Annotated in this window: 12 protein-coding genes; 7 read left to right on the plus strand and 5 right to left on the minus strand. The window is 66.5% G+C overall.

Going from position 1 to position 17606, the window contains the following annotated elements:
• Positions 1-67 precede the first annotated feature (67 nt).
• The 4 genes from TSA1_RS20660 to TSA1_RS20675 all read left to right on the plus strand — a co-directional run bounded on the left by TSA1_RS20660 (position 68) and on the right by TSA1_RS20675 (position 4858).
• A complete protein-coding gene (locus TSA1_RS20660) occupies positions 68-388 on the plus strand; it encodes a hypothetical protein (RefSeq protein WP_100177946.1) in 321 nt (106 codons plus the stop codon).
• A 224-nt stretch (positions 389-612) separates the two neighbouring features.
• Complete coding sequence (locus TSA1_RS20665) at positions 613-1338, plus strand: outer membrane protein (RefSeq protein WP_100177947.1); 726 nt, start codon at positions 613-615, stop codon at positions 1336-1338.
• 163 nt (positions 1339-1501) lie between these two features.
• On the plus strand, positions 1502-3652 hold the full coding sequence (locus TSA1_RS20670; protein ID WP_100177948.1) for a methyl-accepting chemotaxis protein: 2151 nt from the start codon (positions 1502-1504) through the stop codon (positions 3650-3652).
• 132 nt (positions 3653-3784) lie between these two features.
• The gene (locus TSA1_RS20675) at positions 3785-4858 is read left to right on the plus strand and encodes an MBL fold metallo-hydrolase (RefSeq protein WP_100177949.1); all 1074 of its coding nucleotides are present in this window, start codon (positions 3785-3787) and stop codon (positions 4856-4858) included.
• Between the two features lie 57 nt (positions 4859-4915).
• Here TSA1_RS20675 and aroQ read toward each other — a convergent pair whose 3' ends face one another.
• Complete coding sequence (gene aroQ, locus TSA1_RS20680; protein WP_100177950.1) at positions 4916-5347, minus strand: type II 3-dehydroquinate dehydratase; 432 nt, start codon at positions 5345-5347, stop codon at positions 4916-4918.
• A gap of 341 nt (positions 5348-5688) precedes the next feature.
• On the opposite strand from aroQ, the gene hemA reads away from it, so the two are divergent.
• Together hemA and TSA1_RS20690 are read left to right on the plus strand one after the other, a co-directional pair.
• Complete coding sequence (hemA, locus tag TSA1_RS20685) at positions 5689-6918, plus strand: 5-aminolevulinate synthase (protein WP_100177951.1); 1230 nt, start codon at positions 5689-5691, stop codon at positions 6916-6918.
• Between the two features lie 322 nt (positions 6919-7240).
• Positions 7241-10750, plus strand: coding sequence for a PAS domain-containing hybrid sensor histidine kinase/response regulator (locus TSA1_RS20690; RefSeq protein ID WP_100177952.1), 3510 nt, complete (start codon positions 7241-7243; stop codon positions 10748-10750).
• Between the two features lie 869 nt (positions 10751-11619).
• Here the strand turns inward: TSA1_RS20690 and TSA1_RS20700 are convergent.
• The 4 genes from TSA1_RS20700 to TSA1_RS20715 all read right to left on the minus strand — a co-directional run bounded on the left by TSA1_RS20700 (position 11620) and on the right by TSA1_RS20715 (position 14550).
• Positions 11620-12249, minus strand: a complete 630-nt coding sequence (locus tag TSA1_RS20700) for a hypothetical protein (protein ID WP_100177953.1) — start codon at positions 12247-12249, stop codon at positions 11620-11622.
• Positions 12250-12434: 185 nt separating this feature from the next.
• Positions 12435-12998, minus strand: a complete 564-nt coding sequence (locus tag TSA1_RS20705; RefSeq protein ID WP_100177954.1) for a cytochrome P460 family protein — start codon at positions 12996-12998, stop codon at positions 12435-12437.
• A gap of 71 nt (positions 12999-13069) precedes the next feature.
• Complete coding sequence (locus tag TSA1_RS20710; protein WP_100177955.1) at positions 13070-14098, minus strand: alpha/beta fold hydrolase; 1029 nt, start codon at positions 14096-14098, stop codon at positions 13070-13072.
• 32 nt (positions 14099-14130) lie between these two features.
• Positions 14131-14550 carry an organic hydroperoxide resistance protein gene (locus tag TSA1_RS20715; protein ID WP_100177956.1) on the minus strand — a complete coding sequence of 140 codons (420 nt, stop codon included), beginning with the start codon at positions 14548-14550 and terminating at the stop codon, positions 14131-14133.
• A 199-nt stretch (positions 14551-14749) separates the two neighbouring features.
• On the opposite strand from TSA1_RS20715, the gene TSA1_RS20720 reads away from it, so the two are divergent.
• The gene (locus TSA1_RS20720; protein ID WP_100181245.1) at positions 14750-17590 is read left to right on the plus strand and encodes an ATP-binding protein; all 2841 of its coding nucleotides are present in this window, start codon (positions 14750-14752) and stop codon (positions 17588-17590) included.
• Positions 17591-17606: the final 16 nt, after the last annotated feature.

Raw genomic sequence — 17606 nt, forward strand, 5'->3', positions numbered from 1 at the left:
CCGCCTTCGGATGGACCCGAATCAGCGCTAGGGCATTGCCCTCGAGGACTTCCCGCATTGAGGCGACATGACCGGCCCCGAACTGAAGCAACTCCGCGCCGACCTTTCCGATGCCCTCGAGCGGAAGCTCACTGCGGCCGACATGGCAAAGCTCTGCGGATTGCCGGAGCAAGGCGGCGGCGACACCATCCGGCGCTGGGAAGTGAGCGGCCCGACGCCATCGGCGACCAAGGTGCTGCGCGTGCTCGCGATGGCGAGCGAGCGCTATCCGATCCTGGAGAAGTTCGACATCTTCGATCGCCATGATGTGCGCGAGGAGGATCGTCCCGCAAAGCGCGCCGCATTCCGCCAGCAGATGCGCGACGAGGCGCGCCGGCGCCTCGGTTAACGAAGCGCGCGTGGATGTTACCGGGACGATCCGGAATTAAGCCTTCCTTCACCACTTCTTAAGCCGGCATTAAGCACGAAAACCAATTGCAGCCCAATAAGTTGGGTTGGCTGCCGTTGTGCCATGCATGTGACAGCATTTTCGTCAAAAGCGAGCTATCTGCAAAACCAACGCGGCGCGGAAAGCGCGCCTGCCGGGGACATTGAGTGCTGGAGTTCAGGACGATGAAGAAGATTCTGTTTGCGACCGTTGCGCTGCTCGTGGTGGGCGCGGCTGCGCCGGCCGTCGGTGCCGATCTCGGCAACCGCAACTATTACAAGGCGCCCGCGCCGGCCTATGCCGCGCCAATCTACAACTGGACCGGTTTCTACATCGGTGGCCATGTCGGCGGCGCGTTCTCCAGCGACAACAATTTCAGCGGCCTCTCCACCGGCAACAACGGCAACGGCCGTTTCCTCGGCGGCGTGCAGGTCGGTGCGGACTGGCAGTTCCACCCGAACTTCGTGGTCGGCGTCGAGGGCCAGTATTCCTGGCTCTCCGGCAGCGTCGGCGCCGTGTTTCCGGGCGGCATCGCCTACACCAACGACCAGCGCGGCCTCGGCTCGATCACCGGCCGCGTCGGCTACACCTGGGGCCCGGGCCTGGTCTACGTGAAGGGCGGCTACGCCTATTCCGACAACAACGAGAAGGTGACCGTCGGCGGCGTGCCGGCTGCCTTCGTCATCACCGGCGATCACAAAAACGGCTACACCGTCGGCGCCGGCCTCGAATACATGTTCGCCCCGAACTGGTCGGCCAAGGCCGAGTACCAGTATTACAATTTCGGCGACGCGAGCTTCACCGGCGGCCCGCTCACCGGCACCGGCAGCTTCACGACCGACGACCACACCATCAAGGCGGGCGTGAACTACCGCTTCAACTGGGCCAGCCCGGCGGTCGCGCGCTACTGATCGGTTACCAGGACCTTTACGACGGAAGGGCCGGCGATCTCGCCGGCCCTTCCTTTTTTCGCCCTGCGGAACAGATGCAAGCGTTTGCGGAGATTGCGAATTCTTAACCGGCGGTGCCGATACTGCCGGCCACAAAGATAAGCAAGAGCTGGGGGAATTTTCGATGGCGATCCGTCTGGGGCTTGGCCGCTTGGGCCGTTTTCTGCCGCGCTTCAAACTGCCGACATGGGGCGTGCGCGGCAGCCTGTTCGCGGCCTTCGCGGTGATCGCGGGCATGGGCCTCGTGATCGCGGCCGGCGCGGGCCTCGCGCTGCAGAATCTCGGCGGACGCATGACCGAACTGAGCGGGCGGGACATTCCGCGCCTTGCCGCCAGCCTGCAATTGTCGGCACTGAGCGCGAGTCTGGCGGCGCAGGGACCGGCCTTGCTCGCGGCGCAAAGCGAGGAAGCGCTGAACGAGCGCACCAAGAAGCTCAGGGAATTGCAGGAGCAGACGCAAACGAAGCTCACCGAGATCATCCAGCTCGGCGGCGACAAGAGCGTCGTCTCCGGCCTCAGCGAAACCATGAAGAGCATCAACGAGGCGGCCCAGAGCCTCACCAAGGCCGCCCGCGAGCGGCTGGATATCGCCGCGCTTCATGAGAAACAATATGATGCCCTGCGCAACGCGCAGGGCGCCTTCGTCGGCGCGGCCAGCCCGGCGATGCTCGACGCGCAGACCCGGGTCAACGCCATTCTCGGCTCGGCCGACCTGTCGGCCGCGGATGCCAGCGACGCCGCGCAGACCGTCGGCCAGCTCGGCAACGTCGTCGCCAGCGGCAATCTCGCCGCCGCCGACATGAGCGCGGCGCTGTCGGCGAGCACGAGCGACAAGCTCGACGACATCCAGAAGGAATTCAAGACGGCACAGGGCCGCCTGCGCTCCAACCTCGATCTGCTGCCCGACAACCAAGGCAACAAGATGCTGCGCGAGACGGCGGAGAAGCTGCTCGCGCTCGGCACCGGCAAGACGGGCGTGTTCAATCTGCGTGAAAAGGAGCTCGACTCCATCGACTACGGCCAGACCATCCTGGACGAGACGCGCAAGCTCAATGTCGGCCTCGGCATCAGCGTGCAGCAGCTCGTCGACGGCGTGCAGAAAGAGACCAACGCCTCGACCTCCCAGGCGCAGCAGGAAACCTCGCTCGCGACGACCGTGATGCTGGCGCTCGGCGCCCTGATGCTGGTCGGCTCGGCGCTGTTCGTCTGGCTCTATGTCGGCCGCAACATCCTGCGCCGCATCCGCGAGCTTCAGCGCGCCATGCAGCTGCTGTCGGCCGGCGACCTCGACACCGAGATCGTCCGCTCCCGGCAGAACGACGAGATCGGCGTGATGAAGGAAACGCTGACCGTGTTCCGCGACAGCATGATCGAGGCCCGGGCACTCGCCGGCGAGCAGGAGAAGGACCGGATCGCCAAGGCCGAGCGCGCCGCGCGCATGGAAGCGAAGATCGCCGAATTCGAGAACACGGTGCGCTCCGCGCTCGACAATCTGGCGCAGTCGGCCAATTCGATGCAGTCGACCGCGCAGAGCATGTCGACCACCGCCGACCAGTCCAACGCGCTGGTGAACGCGGTGGCCTCCGCCGCCGAGGAGACCTCGGTCAACGTGCAGACCGTGTCGTCGGGCACCGAGCAGCTGTCGTCCTCGATCGAGGAGATCAGCAAGCAGGTCGTGACCTCGGCCGCGATTGCCAAAAAGGCGGTCGACGAGGCCGGCGCGACCGACGCCACGGTACAGAGCCTCGCCGACAGCGCGAGCCGCATCAGCGTCGTGGTCGATCTGATCCAGACCATCGCCTCGCAGACCAATCTGCTCGCGCTCAACGCCACCATCGAGGCGGCGCGTGCGGGCGAGGCCGGCCGCGGCTTCGCCGTGGTTGCCTCCGAGGTGAAGAGCCTCGCCAGCCAGACCGCCAAGGCGACGGAGGAAATCCGCACCCAGATCGCCAGCATGCAGGACATCACCACGTCGGCAGTCGGCGCCATCCAGGGCATCGGCCGGATCATCGGCGAGATCGACAACGTGACCACGACGATCGCGGCCGCGGTCGAGGAGCAGGGCGCGGCGACGCGCGAGATCGCCCGCAACATCCAGCATGCGGCTGGCGGCACCAGCGAGGTCTCCAGCAACATCGTCGGCGTCTCCACTGCCTCCGCCGAAGCCGGCGCGGCGGCAAACGAGGTGCTCGGCGCCTCCGACGCGCTCCGCCGCGAAGCCGACATGCTGCGCGGAGAGATCGACGCGTTCCTCAACAACATGCGGGCGGCGTAGCAGCGCCGTCCCGTGGCCCGGGCGGCGGCTTCGTCCGGGCTACGGGAAACTGCCGGTATGACCGCCATGCGCAGACCACGGGCCAGCCTTTTTCGGCTGGCGCCCCGCGCGCGCTGGGTTTAAGCCGATAGCATGAACGCGAAAACCGACACTGCGCAGTCCTTGGCCCAGTCCTCGGCCGAGGCCCTGCGCTACCCCTGGGAACAGCATCCCGGCCACGACGAGATCGTCGAGGTCAGGCCCGGCGTGTTGTGGGCGCGGCTGAAATTGCCGTTCCGCCTCAACCACGTGAACATCTACCTGCTCGCCGACGGCGACGGCTATGCGATGGTCGACACCGGCTTCGGCAACGAGGAGACGATCGAGGCCTGGACCAAGCTGTTCGACGGACCGCTGAAGGGCATCACCATCACGCGCCTGATCGTGACCCACTCCCACCCCGACCATGTCGGGCTTGCGGGCTGGGTCGTCGAGCGCTTCAACTGCCCGCTGGTGATGTCGCAGGTCGAATATCTGCAATCGGTCTATCACCAGAACCGCGGCACTGCGGAGCGGCAGGAAGCGCAGCGGCTGTTCTTCCGCCGTCACGGCATGGACGAGTCGCTCACCGAGAAGCTGCTCGGCCGCGGCCAGGATTATCTCAAGCGCGTCTCGGTGCTGCCGCCTTCCTACCGCCGCATCTCCCATGGCGAGGACGTCGTGATCGGCACGCGCCGCTTCAAGGTGATCACCGGCGGCGGCCACGCGCTCGACCAGGTGATGCTGTATTGCGCCGACGACAAGCTGTTCCTCTCCGCCGACCAGGTGCTGAGCAAGATCTCGCCCAATGTCAGCGTCTGGGCGGTCGAGCCCGACCAGAACTCGCTCGGCGAATATCTCGCCTCGCTCGCCAGCCTCACCACGACGCTGCCCTATGACGTGCTGGTGCTGCCGGGCCACGGCGTGCCGTTCTACGGACTGAAGACCCGCATCAAGCAGCTCGCCGACCACCATGAAGAGCGCTGCCGCCTGATCGCGGAGGCCTGCCGCGAGGTGCCGCAGACCTCGCGCGCTCTGGTGCCTGTCGTCTTCAACAAGCACGTGCTCGACGAGCACCAGATGGGCTTTGCCGCCGGCGAGCTCGTCGCCCACGTCAATTACATGCTCGTCGAGGGCCGCCTGACGGCCGAGACGAAGGACGGCGTGCTGCAGTTCCGGACGACGTGAGTCTTCGCCTCTCCCCGCTCGCGGGGGGAGGAAGCGCACCGTCCCCGCGGATCCCCCTCACTTCATGTTCGCGATCGCGTGCAGCGCTGCGATGTAGCCGAACGGTCCGAGTCCGCAGATCACACCGGTCGCCACGAACGAGATCCTGGAGTGGCGGTGATACTCGTCGCGGGCGTGGATGTTGGAGATGTGGACTTCCAGCACCGGGCCTTCGAACGTCTTGATCGCATCCATGATCGCGACCGAGGTGAAGGAGAGGCCGGCCGGATTGATGATGATGGCGTCGGCATCCTGCCTCGCCGACTGGATCAGGTCGACCAGCACGCCCTCATGGTTGGATTGGTGGAAGGCGAGCTTGAGGCCGAGCTTGGCCGCGACCTCCTCGCAGCCGGCGTTGACCTCGGCGAGCGTCGTCGTGCCGTAGATGTGCGGCTCGCGGATACCGAGCATATTGAGGTTGGGACCGTTCAAGATCATCACACGCTTCATCGGGCGTCCTTTCGCATAAGCTTGCCGGGCGCCGATCCGCGCCTCGCAGAATGCGAGGCTACGACATCGGTGCGACCGGCTCAGCCATCATGGACGGAGCGTGCCCCATGGACAAAATGCCCAAGCCGGCTGCAACAGTCCCGTGCTTTTCCGAAAGCCTCTGCCTGCGCCTGCGGGCAAGTGCTAGGCGTTTGATCCACATCAACTATCGCCCGCCAGGCGGCGCTATCAATATACCCGCACGCCTCGCCACAAATGTGTGCTGGCGCATAGACATTGGAGCTGGAAAAGCTCTAAAAACGAGTGGCCGCCGTGGTCAGGTTCCGTGACAGGTTTCTCCGATGGATTACAACCAGTTCTTCGATACCGCCCTCGATCGTCTCCACGCTGAGCGGCGCTACCGCGTGTTCGCCGACCTCGAGCGCACGGCCGGCCGATTCCCGCACGCGGTCTGGCACTCGCCCAAGGGCAAGCGCGACGTCGTGATCTGGTGCTCCAACGATTATCTCGGCATGGGCCAGCACCCCAAGGTGGTCGGCGCCATGGTCGAGACCGCGACCCGCGTCGGTACCGGGGCCGGCGGCACCCGCAACATCGCCGGCACGCATCATCCGCTGGTCCAGCTCGAGGCCGAGCTCGCCGATCTCCACGGCAAGGAAGCCGCGCTGCTGTTCACCTCGGGCTATGTCTCGAACCAGACCGGCATTCCGACCATCGCCAAGCTCATTCCGAATTGTCTCATTCTGTCGGACGAGCTCAACCACAATTCGATGATCGAGGGCATCCGCCAGTCCGGCTGCGAGCGGGTCGTGTTCCGTCACAACGATCTGGCCCATCTCGAGGAGCTGCTGAAGGCGGCGGACCCGAACCGTCCGAAGCTGATCGTCTGCGAGAGCCTCTATTCCATGGACGGCGACGTCGCCCCGCTCGCCAAGATCTGCGATCTCGCCGAAAAATACAACGCGATGACCTATGTCGACGAGGTCCACGCCGTCGGCATGTACGGCCCGCGCGGCGGCGGCATCGCCGAGCGTGACGGCGTCATGCACCGCATCGACGTGCTGGAAGGCACCCTCGCCAAGGCGTTCGGCTGCCTCGGCGGCTACATCGCCGCCAACGGCCAGATCATCGACGCCGTGCGCTCCTATGCGCCGGGCTTCATCTTCACCACCGCGCTGCCGCCGGCGATCTGCTCGGCCGCGACCGCCGCGATCAAGCATCTGAAGACCTCGAACTGGGAGCGCGAGCGCCACCAGGACCGTGCCGCCCGCGTCAAGGCGATCCTCAACGCCGCCGGCCTGCCTGTCATGTCGAGCGACACCCACATCGTGCCGCTGTTCGTCGGCGATCCCGAGAAGTGCAAGCAGGCGTCCGACCTCCTGCTCGAGGAGCACGGCATCTACATCCAGCCGATCAACTATCCGACCGTTCCCAAAGGCAGCGAGCGGCTGCGCATCACGCCCTCGCCGTATCACGACGACGGCCTGATCGATCAGCTCGCCGAGGCCCTGCTGCAAGTGTGGGAGCGTCTCGGCCTGCCGCTGCGCGCAAAGTCGCTGGCCGCGGAGTAGGGTTCTTACCCTCCCCTGGAGGGGGAGGGTCGGCTCACATTGAGCGCAGCGAAATGTGGGCCGGGGTGGGGTGACGGTGTCTCCTCATCCAACAGTGCCCAAGTGGATAGATCACCCCACCCCGCTCGCGCTGCGCGCGATCGACCCTCCCCCTCCAGGGGAGGGTAGGCACCCGCGGTGCATGCTTGCACCTTAACGACAACCCCGGTTCCTCCCCCCGCCCCGGCATTTCGCTGTCGCTTGCGACCGTCCAACGCGCTAGGTTTGCAGGGAAAATGAGAGCGGGCGCGGCCCTCGCGCCCATGGGAGAAACACGCTCGCCATGCTGCACGACTGGGGCGTGATCGCCGCCGCCTTCGGCTATATCGGCTTCCTGTTCCTGGTGGCGAGCCACGGCGACCGCCGCTCGCCGGCCGGGCGCGGCCGCGCCTCCGGGCTGATCTATCCGCTGTCGCTGGCGATCTACTGCACCTCCTGGACCTTCTTCGGCTCGGTGGGCTTTGCGACGCGCACCTCGACCGACTTCCTCGCGATCTATGTCGGCCCGATCCTGATGATCGGGCTCGGGGCCGGCATCCTGCGCCGCGTGATCCAGCTGGCGAAAGCCCACAACATCACCTCGATCGCCGACTTCATCGGCGCCCGCTACGGCAAGAGCCAGGCCGTGGCGGCCACCGTCGCCGGAATCGCGATCATCGGCTCGGTGCCCTACATCGCGCTGCAGCTCAAGGCGGTCGCCTCCTCGCTCGCGACGATCCTGAGCGAAGACCAGGCCTTCTCCCACATCCCGATCATCGGCGACGTCGCGCTGATGGTGACGCTGGCGATGGCGGCCTTCGCCGTGCTGTTCGGCACGCGGCAGACCGACGCGACCGAGCACCAGCACGGCCTGATGCTGGCGGTGGCGACCGAATCCATCATCAAGCTGGTCGCCTTCCTCACCGCCGGCATCTTCGTCACCTTCGTGATGTTCTCGCCGCACGAACTGATCGAGCGCGCCATGAAGACGCCGGAGGCGGTGCGCGCCATCAACTATTCGCCGTCGATCGGCAATTTTCTCACCATGACGCTGCTGTCGCTGTGCGCGATCATGCTGCTGCCGCGCCAGTTCCACGTCAGTGTCGTCGAGAATTCGTCCGATGCCGAGGTCGGCCGGGCGCGCTGGCTGTTCCCGCTCTACCTCGTCGCCATCAATCTGTTCGTGATCCCGATCGCGCTCGCCGGCCTCGTCAGCTTCCCGTTCGGCGCGGCCGACCCCGACATGTACGTGCTGGCGCTGCCGATGGAGGGCGGCGCGGACCTGCTCAGCGTCGCCGTCTTCGTCGGCGGCCTGTCGGCGGCGACCGCGATGGTGATCGTCGAATGCGTTGCGCTCTCGATCATGGTCTCGAACGACCTCATCGTGCCCCTGGTGCTGCAGCGGCGGCCGGAGGGGCGCACCGGCGGCGCCGATTTCAGCGACTTCCTGCTGCGCTCGCGGCGGCTCGCGATCTTCGCCATCATGGTGATGGCGTATTTCTACTACCGCGCGCTCGGCAACACCCAGCTCGCGGCGATCGGCCTGTTGTCCTTTGCCGCCATCGCCCAGCTGGCACCGAGCTTCTTCGGCGGCCTCCTGTGGCGGCGCGCCACCGCGCGCGGCGCGATCGGCGGCATGCTGGTGGGCTTTGCGGTGTGGCTCTACACGCTGTTCATCCCGAGCTTCATGGATTCCTCGACATCGGGCATCCTGCTGCTGCAGCACGGCCCGTTCGGCATCGAGGCGCTGCGGCCCCAGGCGCTGTTCGGCGCCGATCTGCCGCCGCTGATGCACGGCGTGATCTGGTCGCTGTCGCTCAACATCCTGACCTATGTGCTGCTGTCGCTGGCGCGAAGGCCCTCGTCCATCGAGCTGTTGCAGGCCGACCTGTTCGTGCCCAACACGCTCGCGCCGATCTCGCCGGGCTTCCGGCGCTGGCGCACCACCGTCACCGTTCAGGACATCCAGACCACCGTCGCGCAATATCTCGGCCCCGACCGTGCACGGCATTCCTTCGAGGCCTTTTCCGCGCGGCGCAATCTGCGGCTGGAGCTAGGTGCACCTGCCGATTTCGAGCTGCTGCAGCACGCCGAGCACCTGATCGCCTCCTCGATCGGCGCGGCCTCCTCGCGCCTCGTGATGTCGCTGCTGCTGCGCAAGCGCACGGTGTCGGCGAAGGCTGCGCTGAAACTGCTCGACGATTCGCATGCGGCCCTGCATTTCAACCGCGAGATCCTGCAGACTGCGCTCAACCACGTGCGCCAGGGCATCGCCGTGTTCGATGCCGACCTGCAGCTGATCTGCTCCAACCGGCAGTTCGGCGATCTCCTCAACGTGCCCCCGCACATCGTCCAGTTCGGTACGCCCCTGCGCGAGATCCTGGAATTCATGGGCGTGAGCGATCCGGACCATCAGGCCGACCGTGAGGCGATGATCGAGCAGCGGCTCATAGCCTACACCACCGACAGCGAGCCATATCTCGAACGCCTGCCGGAACGCCACATGGTGATCGAGGTGCTCACCAACCGCATGCCCGGCGGCGGCTTCGTCATCACCTTCACCGACGTCACACCCACCTTCGAGGCCGCCGAAGCGCTGGAGCGCGCCAATGCGACGCTGGAAAAGCGCGTGCGCGATCGCACCGAGGAGCTGACGCGGCTGAACTCCGAGCTGGCGCTGGCCAAGAGCGCGGCCGAAGATGCCAGCATCTCCAAGACGCGCTTCCTCGCCGCCGCCAGCCACGACATTCTCCAGCCGCTGAACGCGGCGCGGCTCTATGTCACGAGCCTGGTCGAACGCCAGCACAGCGGCGAGGAGACCCGGCTGGTCGAGAACATCGACGAATCGCTGCAGGCCATCGAAGAGATCCTCGGCGCGCTGCTCGACATCTCCAGGCTGGACGCCGGGGCGATGACGACCTCGATCTCGAGCTTCAAGATGGCCGACCTGATGCGTTCGCTGGAGATCGAGTTCGCGCCGATCGCGCGCGCCAAGAACCTGGAGCTCACTTTCGTGCCCTGCTCGCTGCCGGTCGAGTCGGACCGGCTGCTGCTGCGGCGCCTGCTGCAGAACCTGATCTCGAACGCGATCAAATACACCCCGCGCGGCCGCGTGCTGGTCGGCTGCCGCCGCCAGGGCGCTTCGCTCAAGATCTGCGTCTACGACACCGGCGTCGGCATTCCCCAGGTCAAGCGCGGCGAGATCTTCAAGGAATTCCACCGCCTGGAGCAGGGCGCGCGGATCGCGCGCGGCCTCGGCCTTGGCCTGTCGATCGTCGAGCGCCTCGCCCGCGTGCTCAAGCACGGCATCGCCATCGACGGCAACAGAAGCGGCGGCTCGGTGTTCTCGGTGACGGTGCCGACCGCGAAGGCGATCACCCACACCGCCGCCGTGACCAGCGCGACGCCGCTGGCGCGGACGCCGATCTCGGGCGCGCTGATCGTCTGCATCGAGAACGACGCGGCGATCCTCGACGGCATGCGCACGCTCCTGAAGGCGTGGGATGCCGAGGTGATCGCGGTCGCCGATCCCGAAGGCGCGATCGCCGCGATCGAGACGGCCGGCCGCCGCGTCACCGGCCTTTTGGTCGACTATCATCTCGACCGCGGCAACGGCATCGCCGCGATCCGCGAGATCCGCCGCCGCTTTGGCGACGGCATCCCCGCGATCCTGATCACCGCCGACCGCAGCCCCGCCGTGCAAATGGCCGCGCGCGACGAGAAGATCGCCGTGCTCAACAAGCCGGTGAAGCCGGCCTCGCTCCGCGCCCTGCTCGGCCAGTGGCGCACGCAGCAGATGGTGGCGGCGGAGTAGGACGGACGGCTCTGCTTTCTCCACATCGTCGTTGCGAGCGAAGCATTCGTTCTCTCGTGTCCCGGACGCGACGCAGCGTGAAACGCTGCGGCGCAGAGCCGGGACCCAGGAAGCCGCACGGATTGCTGATGCATGGGCCCCGGCTCTGCAGCGCATCGCTCGCTGGACGATGCTTCGCATCGCCAGGGGAGCGCTGCGCTGCGTCCGGGGCACGAGAGACTGCTGTTGACCGATTGACACGCCTTCGCCTTCCCGCGGCGCGTTTCGCCCGAGTTTTGCGCTTCTCGTCACGCCCTCCTGGAGAAAAGGGCGCAGGGAAGGCCGGGCGCCGGCTGGCACCCGCGGTCCGCTGCGCGAAATGCACACGCAGGAAGAACCGCACAGCAGCATACAGGTGACGCCGAACGCTCGGCCTTCCCTGCGCGATGGTCGGACGGCTTATGCCGTGCTCTCCCGGGAGCCGAACTTTCCCTCTGGCCTCCCTCGCCTCACGGAATTCACCGACATGGCACCGGTTGGCGCCATGTCGCCTCCGCAAGACTTGACCGTAGCAACGACGGCCAGGACCACACGGTTTTGCCGTACGCACACGGCGCCGTTCGTACAACGCGGCTTGCGAGAAGCTCACGGGGATCGGCTCAATCCATCACCCCGCCCTGCGTCCCGCATCCGCGACGGCTCCAAGGCGTCCACCGCAACCTGATCCGCGGCTCGTGACGACGTACGACCGCCCCTCTTCGTCGGATCAGGACGGGCGACATCTACGATAAATCCGAATTTCTGTAAAGCAGAATATCTGCCAGCGAACCGATTGACCCAGCAATTGCTGTTTCGCCCGACCAAGACGCAAGCCCTTGGGGTGAGCTGCTTCAATTCGTCGTCGTCTTGCCGCCGCGCATGGACACGAGCTTGTCCTCGCGAAACCGGAGAATGAGCCATGCGGTCTCATCGAAGCCGTTTGCGAGCTTTCCGTCGTGAGAATACACCATCCCGGCAGCTTCCGACTTCGACGGCGGTCCCAGCGCCGTGACGACCTCCGAACGCGACATACCCAAATGCAGCTTGCCGTCGAAGACGACGGGCGCGAACTTCTCCGGGATGACGGCGCAATCGGTCGGGGTCTCCGCGTCCTTCTCGGTGAGCTCTTCAACGATCTCCGTGACGCGGTGGTCCGGACCGCCCATCTCTCCGCTGGACACGACCCATAACCGATGCTGCGCGCGCCTGTAACACAGCCAATAGATGCTATCTCCAGCATCGCCCTGGTGTTGGATGGTTCCTGCGCCCACGGCCTTGCGGACCGCGCCGAGCGGCGTCTCCTCGAAGCGGCCGGCGAATGCGCCCAGCGAAAAACGGATCGCCAATCTCTTCGCGACCGTCGACGGCACGCGCTCGAACGCATGTTCGTGGAGTGGCGGCGGCGGTGTCTGCGCGGAGCAGTGGTCCGCTGGAATCGCGAGAAACAGAAGCAGCAAGAAGAGCGTCTTTTTCAACCGCATCGGCCCACAATTTCCGCACGTGGATCGGAGCGGCAGGGATAGCCGATCGCTATTCCCCGGACACTCTTCCGACCTTGGTCGGGTTCACACTTCAAATGGTTCATCCGCGAACCCGGGCAGCTTCCGGTTCGGGCAAAGCCAGCAAGGCTCTCAGCGCGCCGCATGATCGCCGGCCGAAATCCGCTTCAGGGCGCAGGCCGGGTGAAGACGTAGTCGCGGCTCCTGGCGCGGGCTTCGTGACAGCCCCAGCAGGTGCGGTGCTGGGCTTCATCGACCGGCTTGCCGCCAACGAAGCGGCCGAAGCCCCAGCCGCCGGTCGCCGCGTATTTCCGGGAGTCCTTGACCATCACCTGCACGGTGGTGGCAGCGCCCGGGATCGTCGCGGAGGCGAACTCCGGCGACTGCTTCCGCTTCCAGGCACGCTTGACCAGGATGGTGCCGTCGGGGAACGGCAGCTTGCCGGCCTGATACGCATCGATCGCGGTCTGGTTGCCGACGACGGCGCGAAGCTCGTCGAGCGGCGCGGCCTCTTCCGCCGGCGCGATCAGCTCCCACTGCTTGTAGCCCGGCGGAATCGTGACGCCGAAGATCGGCGAAGCGTCGGCTCTGTCGACCTGCGCGGGCCCCTCGGCGAGCGCGATCGAGACCAGATAGGGCACGCAAGTCAGCAGAACGACCAGCAGCAGCACGGCCAGCGTGATCGCCGTGACGTAGGAACGCTTGTTCTTTTCAGGTTCGATCAATGTCATGACCTTTCCTCGGGCTGGAGGCGCGGCACATCCTCGGTCCAGCACGCCGGACCGAGGCATCACAGCGATGATCAGGTGCCATCGGCGTCGATGACCGCCTTGGCAAAGGCTTGCGGTGCTTCCTGCGGCAGATTGTGACCGATGCCGCCGGTGATCAGGCGAAACTCGTAACGGCCCGAGAACTTCTTGGCATAGGCGCTGGGCTCGGGATGCGGCGCGCCGTTGGCATCGCCTTCCATCGTGATGGTGGGAACGCTGATCACCGGGCCGGCCGCGAGTTTCCTTTCGAGCTCGTCGTATTTCGCCTCGCCCTGGGCAAGCCCGAGCCGCCAGCGGTAATTGTGGACCGTGATCGCGACATGATCCTTGTTGTCGAGCGAGGCCGCGCTCCGGGCGAAGGTGGCGTCGTCGAACTTCCACTGCGGTGAGGCGAGCTTCCAGATCAGTTTCGCGAAATCGTGCGTGTACTTCTCGTAGCCGGCGCGGCCACGCTCGGTCGCGAAATAGAACTGGTACCACCATTGCAGCTCGGCCTGCGGCGGCAGCGGCACGTTGCCGGCAGCCTGGCTCGAGATCAGATAGCCGCTGACCGACACCAGCGCGCGGCAGCGCTCGGGCCACAGCGCGGCGATGATGTCGGCGGTGCGCGCGCCCCAGTCGAAGCCGGCGACGACCGCGTTCTTGATGTCGAGCTTGTCCATCAGCGCGATGATGTCGGCGGCCATCGCGGCGGGCTCGCCGTTGCGCGGCGTCTCACTGGCGAGGAATTGCGTCGTGCCATAGCCGCGCAAATGGGGGATGATCACGCGATAGCCGGCCTTGGCCAGGATCGGCGCGACGTCGACGAAGGCGTGGATGTCGTAGGGCCAGCCGTGCAGCAGGATCGCCACGGGACCGTTCGACGGCCCCGCCTCGGCATAGCCGACATTGAGGACGCCGGCATCGATCTGCTTGATCGGGCCGAAGGACGCGGTCGATCCGGATGATCGCGGCGCGTCGGTTTCGGCGCGCGCAAGGTCGATCACGCCGAGGCCGACGGCGACGGTTCCGGCCGCGAGGCCGAAGAACGTCCGGCGATGCTGGTCGATAATCTCAATCATGATTGCTACCTCTCGATGTTGATGATGATGCGTCAGATCAGCGCGACGGTGACGTCGATGTTGCCGCGAACGGCCTTCGAATAGGGACAGGTCTGGTGCGCATCATCGATGATGCCGCGTGCGGTCTCGCCGTCCAGGCCCGGAAGACTCACATTGAGGCGCGCCCGCAGCGAATAGGCGCCGTCTTCGAGCACGAGATCGATTTCGGCATCGATCGCGCATTTCCTGGGAAGCTCGATCTTCCGCTTGCGCGCCGCGATCTCCATCGCGCCTTCGAAACACGCCGACCAGCCGGCGGCGAACAATTGCTCGGGATTGGTGCCGCTGCCCGCGCCGCCCGGCGGCGACAGCTTGACGTCCAGGCGGCCGTCCGAGCTGCGCGAGCTGCCGTCGCCGCGTCCGCCGCTGGTGTGGGTCCTCGCCGTATAGAGTGTCTTTGCCGCCTGCGTCATCGGGAAGCCTCCTTGCCGTCACGGCACTGACTAGCAGCGGATGCGGCAGCAAACCCGTTTGGACTTGTGAGAAATTGTGAGGCCTTGGCTTACGGGCCTCACAAGGCCTGCGTTCGCGGCCTATGTCGATGCAGGCACGGCCTTGCTGGATCGCGTTCATCTGGCTATCGGGTCTGTCGAAGGAACCATGATTTTCGCCATGACCGAGCCGGCCGGCACCACGACGGGAACCTTGTCGTTCGGGCCATTCTCCGTGACGCCACATGAAAGGCTCGTGACGCGCGACGGCGTGGTGCTGCCGCTCGGCGCGAAAGCGTTCGACACGCTGATGGCGCTGATGTCGCGGCCGAACGAGGTCGTCAGCAAATGGGACCTGATGGCGCTGGTGTGGCCCGGCGTCACGGTCGAAGAGACCAATCTGCGCTTTCACGTCGCTGCGCTTCGCAAGGCGCTCGGCGACGGCAAGGACGGCGCCCGCTACATCACGACGCTCTCCGGCCGCGGTTATTGCTTCGTGGCGCCGATCTCGCAAACAGATGGCGCGCCAGGTCAGCGCCCCGGACCGCGGCTGGAGCTGCCGCCCGTGAAATTGCCGAACCGGCTGCAGCGGATGGTCGGACGCGCCGATGCGATCGCCGCCGTCTCCGACAAGCTCGTCACCTCGCGCTTCGTCACGATCGCCGGCCCCGGCGGCGTCGGCAAGACCGCGGTCGCCGTGGCCATCGCCCACGATCTGCTCGAGACATTTTCGGACGCCGCGCACTTCGTGGACCTTGCCGCGCTGAGCGATCCCGATCTCGTGATCACGTCGATCCTGCTGATGCTGGGCTTGCCGGCCCAGACCGACGATCCCCTGCCCGCGCTGCTGGCGCATCTGCGTGACAAGCGGATGCTGCTGATCCTCGACAATTGCGAGCACGTCATCGCAGCCGCCGCGCCGCTGGCAGCGGAGATCTTCCACGCCGCGCCGCACGTCCATATCCTCGCCACCAGCCGCGAGGCGCTGCGCGTCGAGGGCGAGCAGGTCTATCGCCTGGCCCCGCTGGCCGTTCCACCCGACGGTGCCGCGCTGACGGCCGCCGCGGCACGGACTTATCCGGCGCTGCAATTGTTCCTCGAACGCGCCACGTCCGGCGGCGCGCAGATCGCGCTCGATGACGCCAACGCCCCGGTCATCGCGAGCATCTGCCGCAAGCTCGACGGCATGGCGCTGGCGATCGAGCTCGCCGCCGGCCGGGTCGAGGCCTATGGCCTCACGCAGACCGCCGCACTGCTGGACGAGCGCCTCAACCTGCTCTGGCAGGGCCAGCGCACCGCGCCACCCCGGCAGAAGACGCTGCAGGCCACGCTCGACTGGAGCTACGGACTGCTCTCGGATCGCGAACGGATCGTGCTGCGCAGGCTCGCGATCTTCGCCGGCCATTTCACCCTCGACGCGGCACTCGAGGTCGTGCCGGATGCGCGCGTCGATCACGCCCATCTGTTCGACGCCGTCGACAGCCTCGTTGCCAAATCGATGGTCGCGCCGCGCCCGATCGGCGCCATGATGCGCTACCGCCTGCTCGACACCACGCGCGCCTATCTGCGCGAGATCGAACCCGACGACGCGGCGCTCGCCGCCCGCCATGCGACCTATTACCGGCGATGGCTGGAGCAGGCCGGCCTGTCATGGGCGACGACGCCGAGCGCGGACGAACGGGCGGTGCACTTCTCCGCGCTTCACAACGTGCGCGCCGCGCTCGACTGGTGCTTCGGCGCGAACGGCGATCCCGGCATCGGCATCGCGCTCGCCGCCGCCGCGGCACCGATCTTCCTGGCGATGTCCTTGCTGATCGAATGCCGGCGCTGGTCGGAACGGGCGCTGCAAACAATCGCCCCCTCCTCGCGCGGCAGCGCCGAGGAGATGCACATCCAGGCCGCCCTCGGACTGACCTTGATGTTCACCCGCGGCGGCAGCGAAGCGGCGCGCAGCGCCTTGAGCCGGAGCCTTGCGATCGCCGAGGCGCGCGGCGACGAGGTCAACCAGCTCCAGCTGCTCGGCCGCATGCATATCTTTCACGAGCGGATGGGGGAGTTCGACGCCGCGCTCGGCTATGCGCAGCAGAGCCTCGCAGTCGCAAGCTCGCTGGGCGATACCGCCTCGATCGCCCTCGCCCATTCCCTCCTCGGCGTCTCGCTGCATCTGGCAGGCCGGCATCACGAGGCGCTGAAGATGCTGGAGGTTGCCTGGCAGGGACCGGGCACGGCGCGAATCAGCACGGTGTACGGCTTCGATCACCGCAACCGGGCCGGCATCACGCTGGCCCGCGAGCTCTGGCTGCAGGGACGGCCTGCGGATGCGTTGCAACTGGCGCAGCAGACGGTCACCGAGGCCGCGGAGATGGATCACCCGATCACGCTCTGCATTGCGCTGATCTGGGCGGTCTCGATCGCGCTCTGGAGCGGAGATCTCGATGGCGCGGAGGCAAGCATCGACCGCTTCATCGCGCATGCCAATTCGCGCTCGATGGGCCCCTATCTCGCCGTCGGCCGCGGCGTCAAAGGCGAGCTGGCGATCCGGCGCGGCGATGCCGCCGGCGGCGTCGAGACGATCCGGACCTGCCTGCGCGAGCTCCACGAGGCCGGCTACGAGCTGCTCACCACGACCTTCGACATCGCGCTGGTCCAGGGCCTGCTCGCGCTCGGACGGATCGAGCAGGGCGCGGAGCTGATCGACGAGGCCACTCGCCTCGTCGATCGGAGCGGCGATCATCTCTACATGCCGGAGCTGCTGCGGATGAAGGGCAGGGTCCTGCTGTCGTTGCCGGAGCCCGATGCAGAGCAGGCGGAAGCCCGCTTCATGCAGGCGCTGGATTTGAGCCGCCGCAATGGCGCCAAGGCATGGGAACTGCGGGCCGCGATCGACCTCGCCGGCGTCATCGCCGAACGCGGCCGGCGCGACGAAGCCAGGCAATTGCTTCAATCGGCGCTCGAGGGTTTTGCGGAGGGCTCGGCGACGGCGGATATTCGAGCCGCCGACAGCCTCCTCGAGACGCTATAGCCGGGGCTCCGCACCA

This window comes from Bradyrhizobium nitroreducens (assembly GCF_002776695.1).
Taxonomy (GTDB): Bacteria; Pseudomonadota; Alphaproteobacteria; order Rhizobiales; family Xanthobacteraceae; genus Bradyrhizobium; species Bradyrhizobium nitroreducens.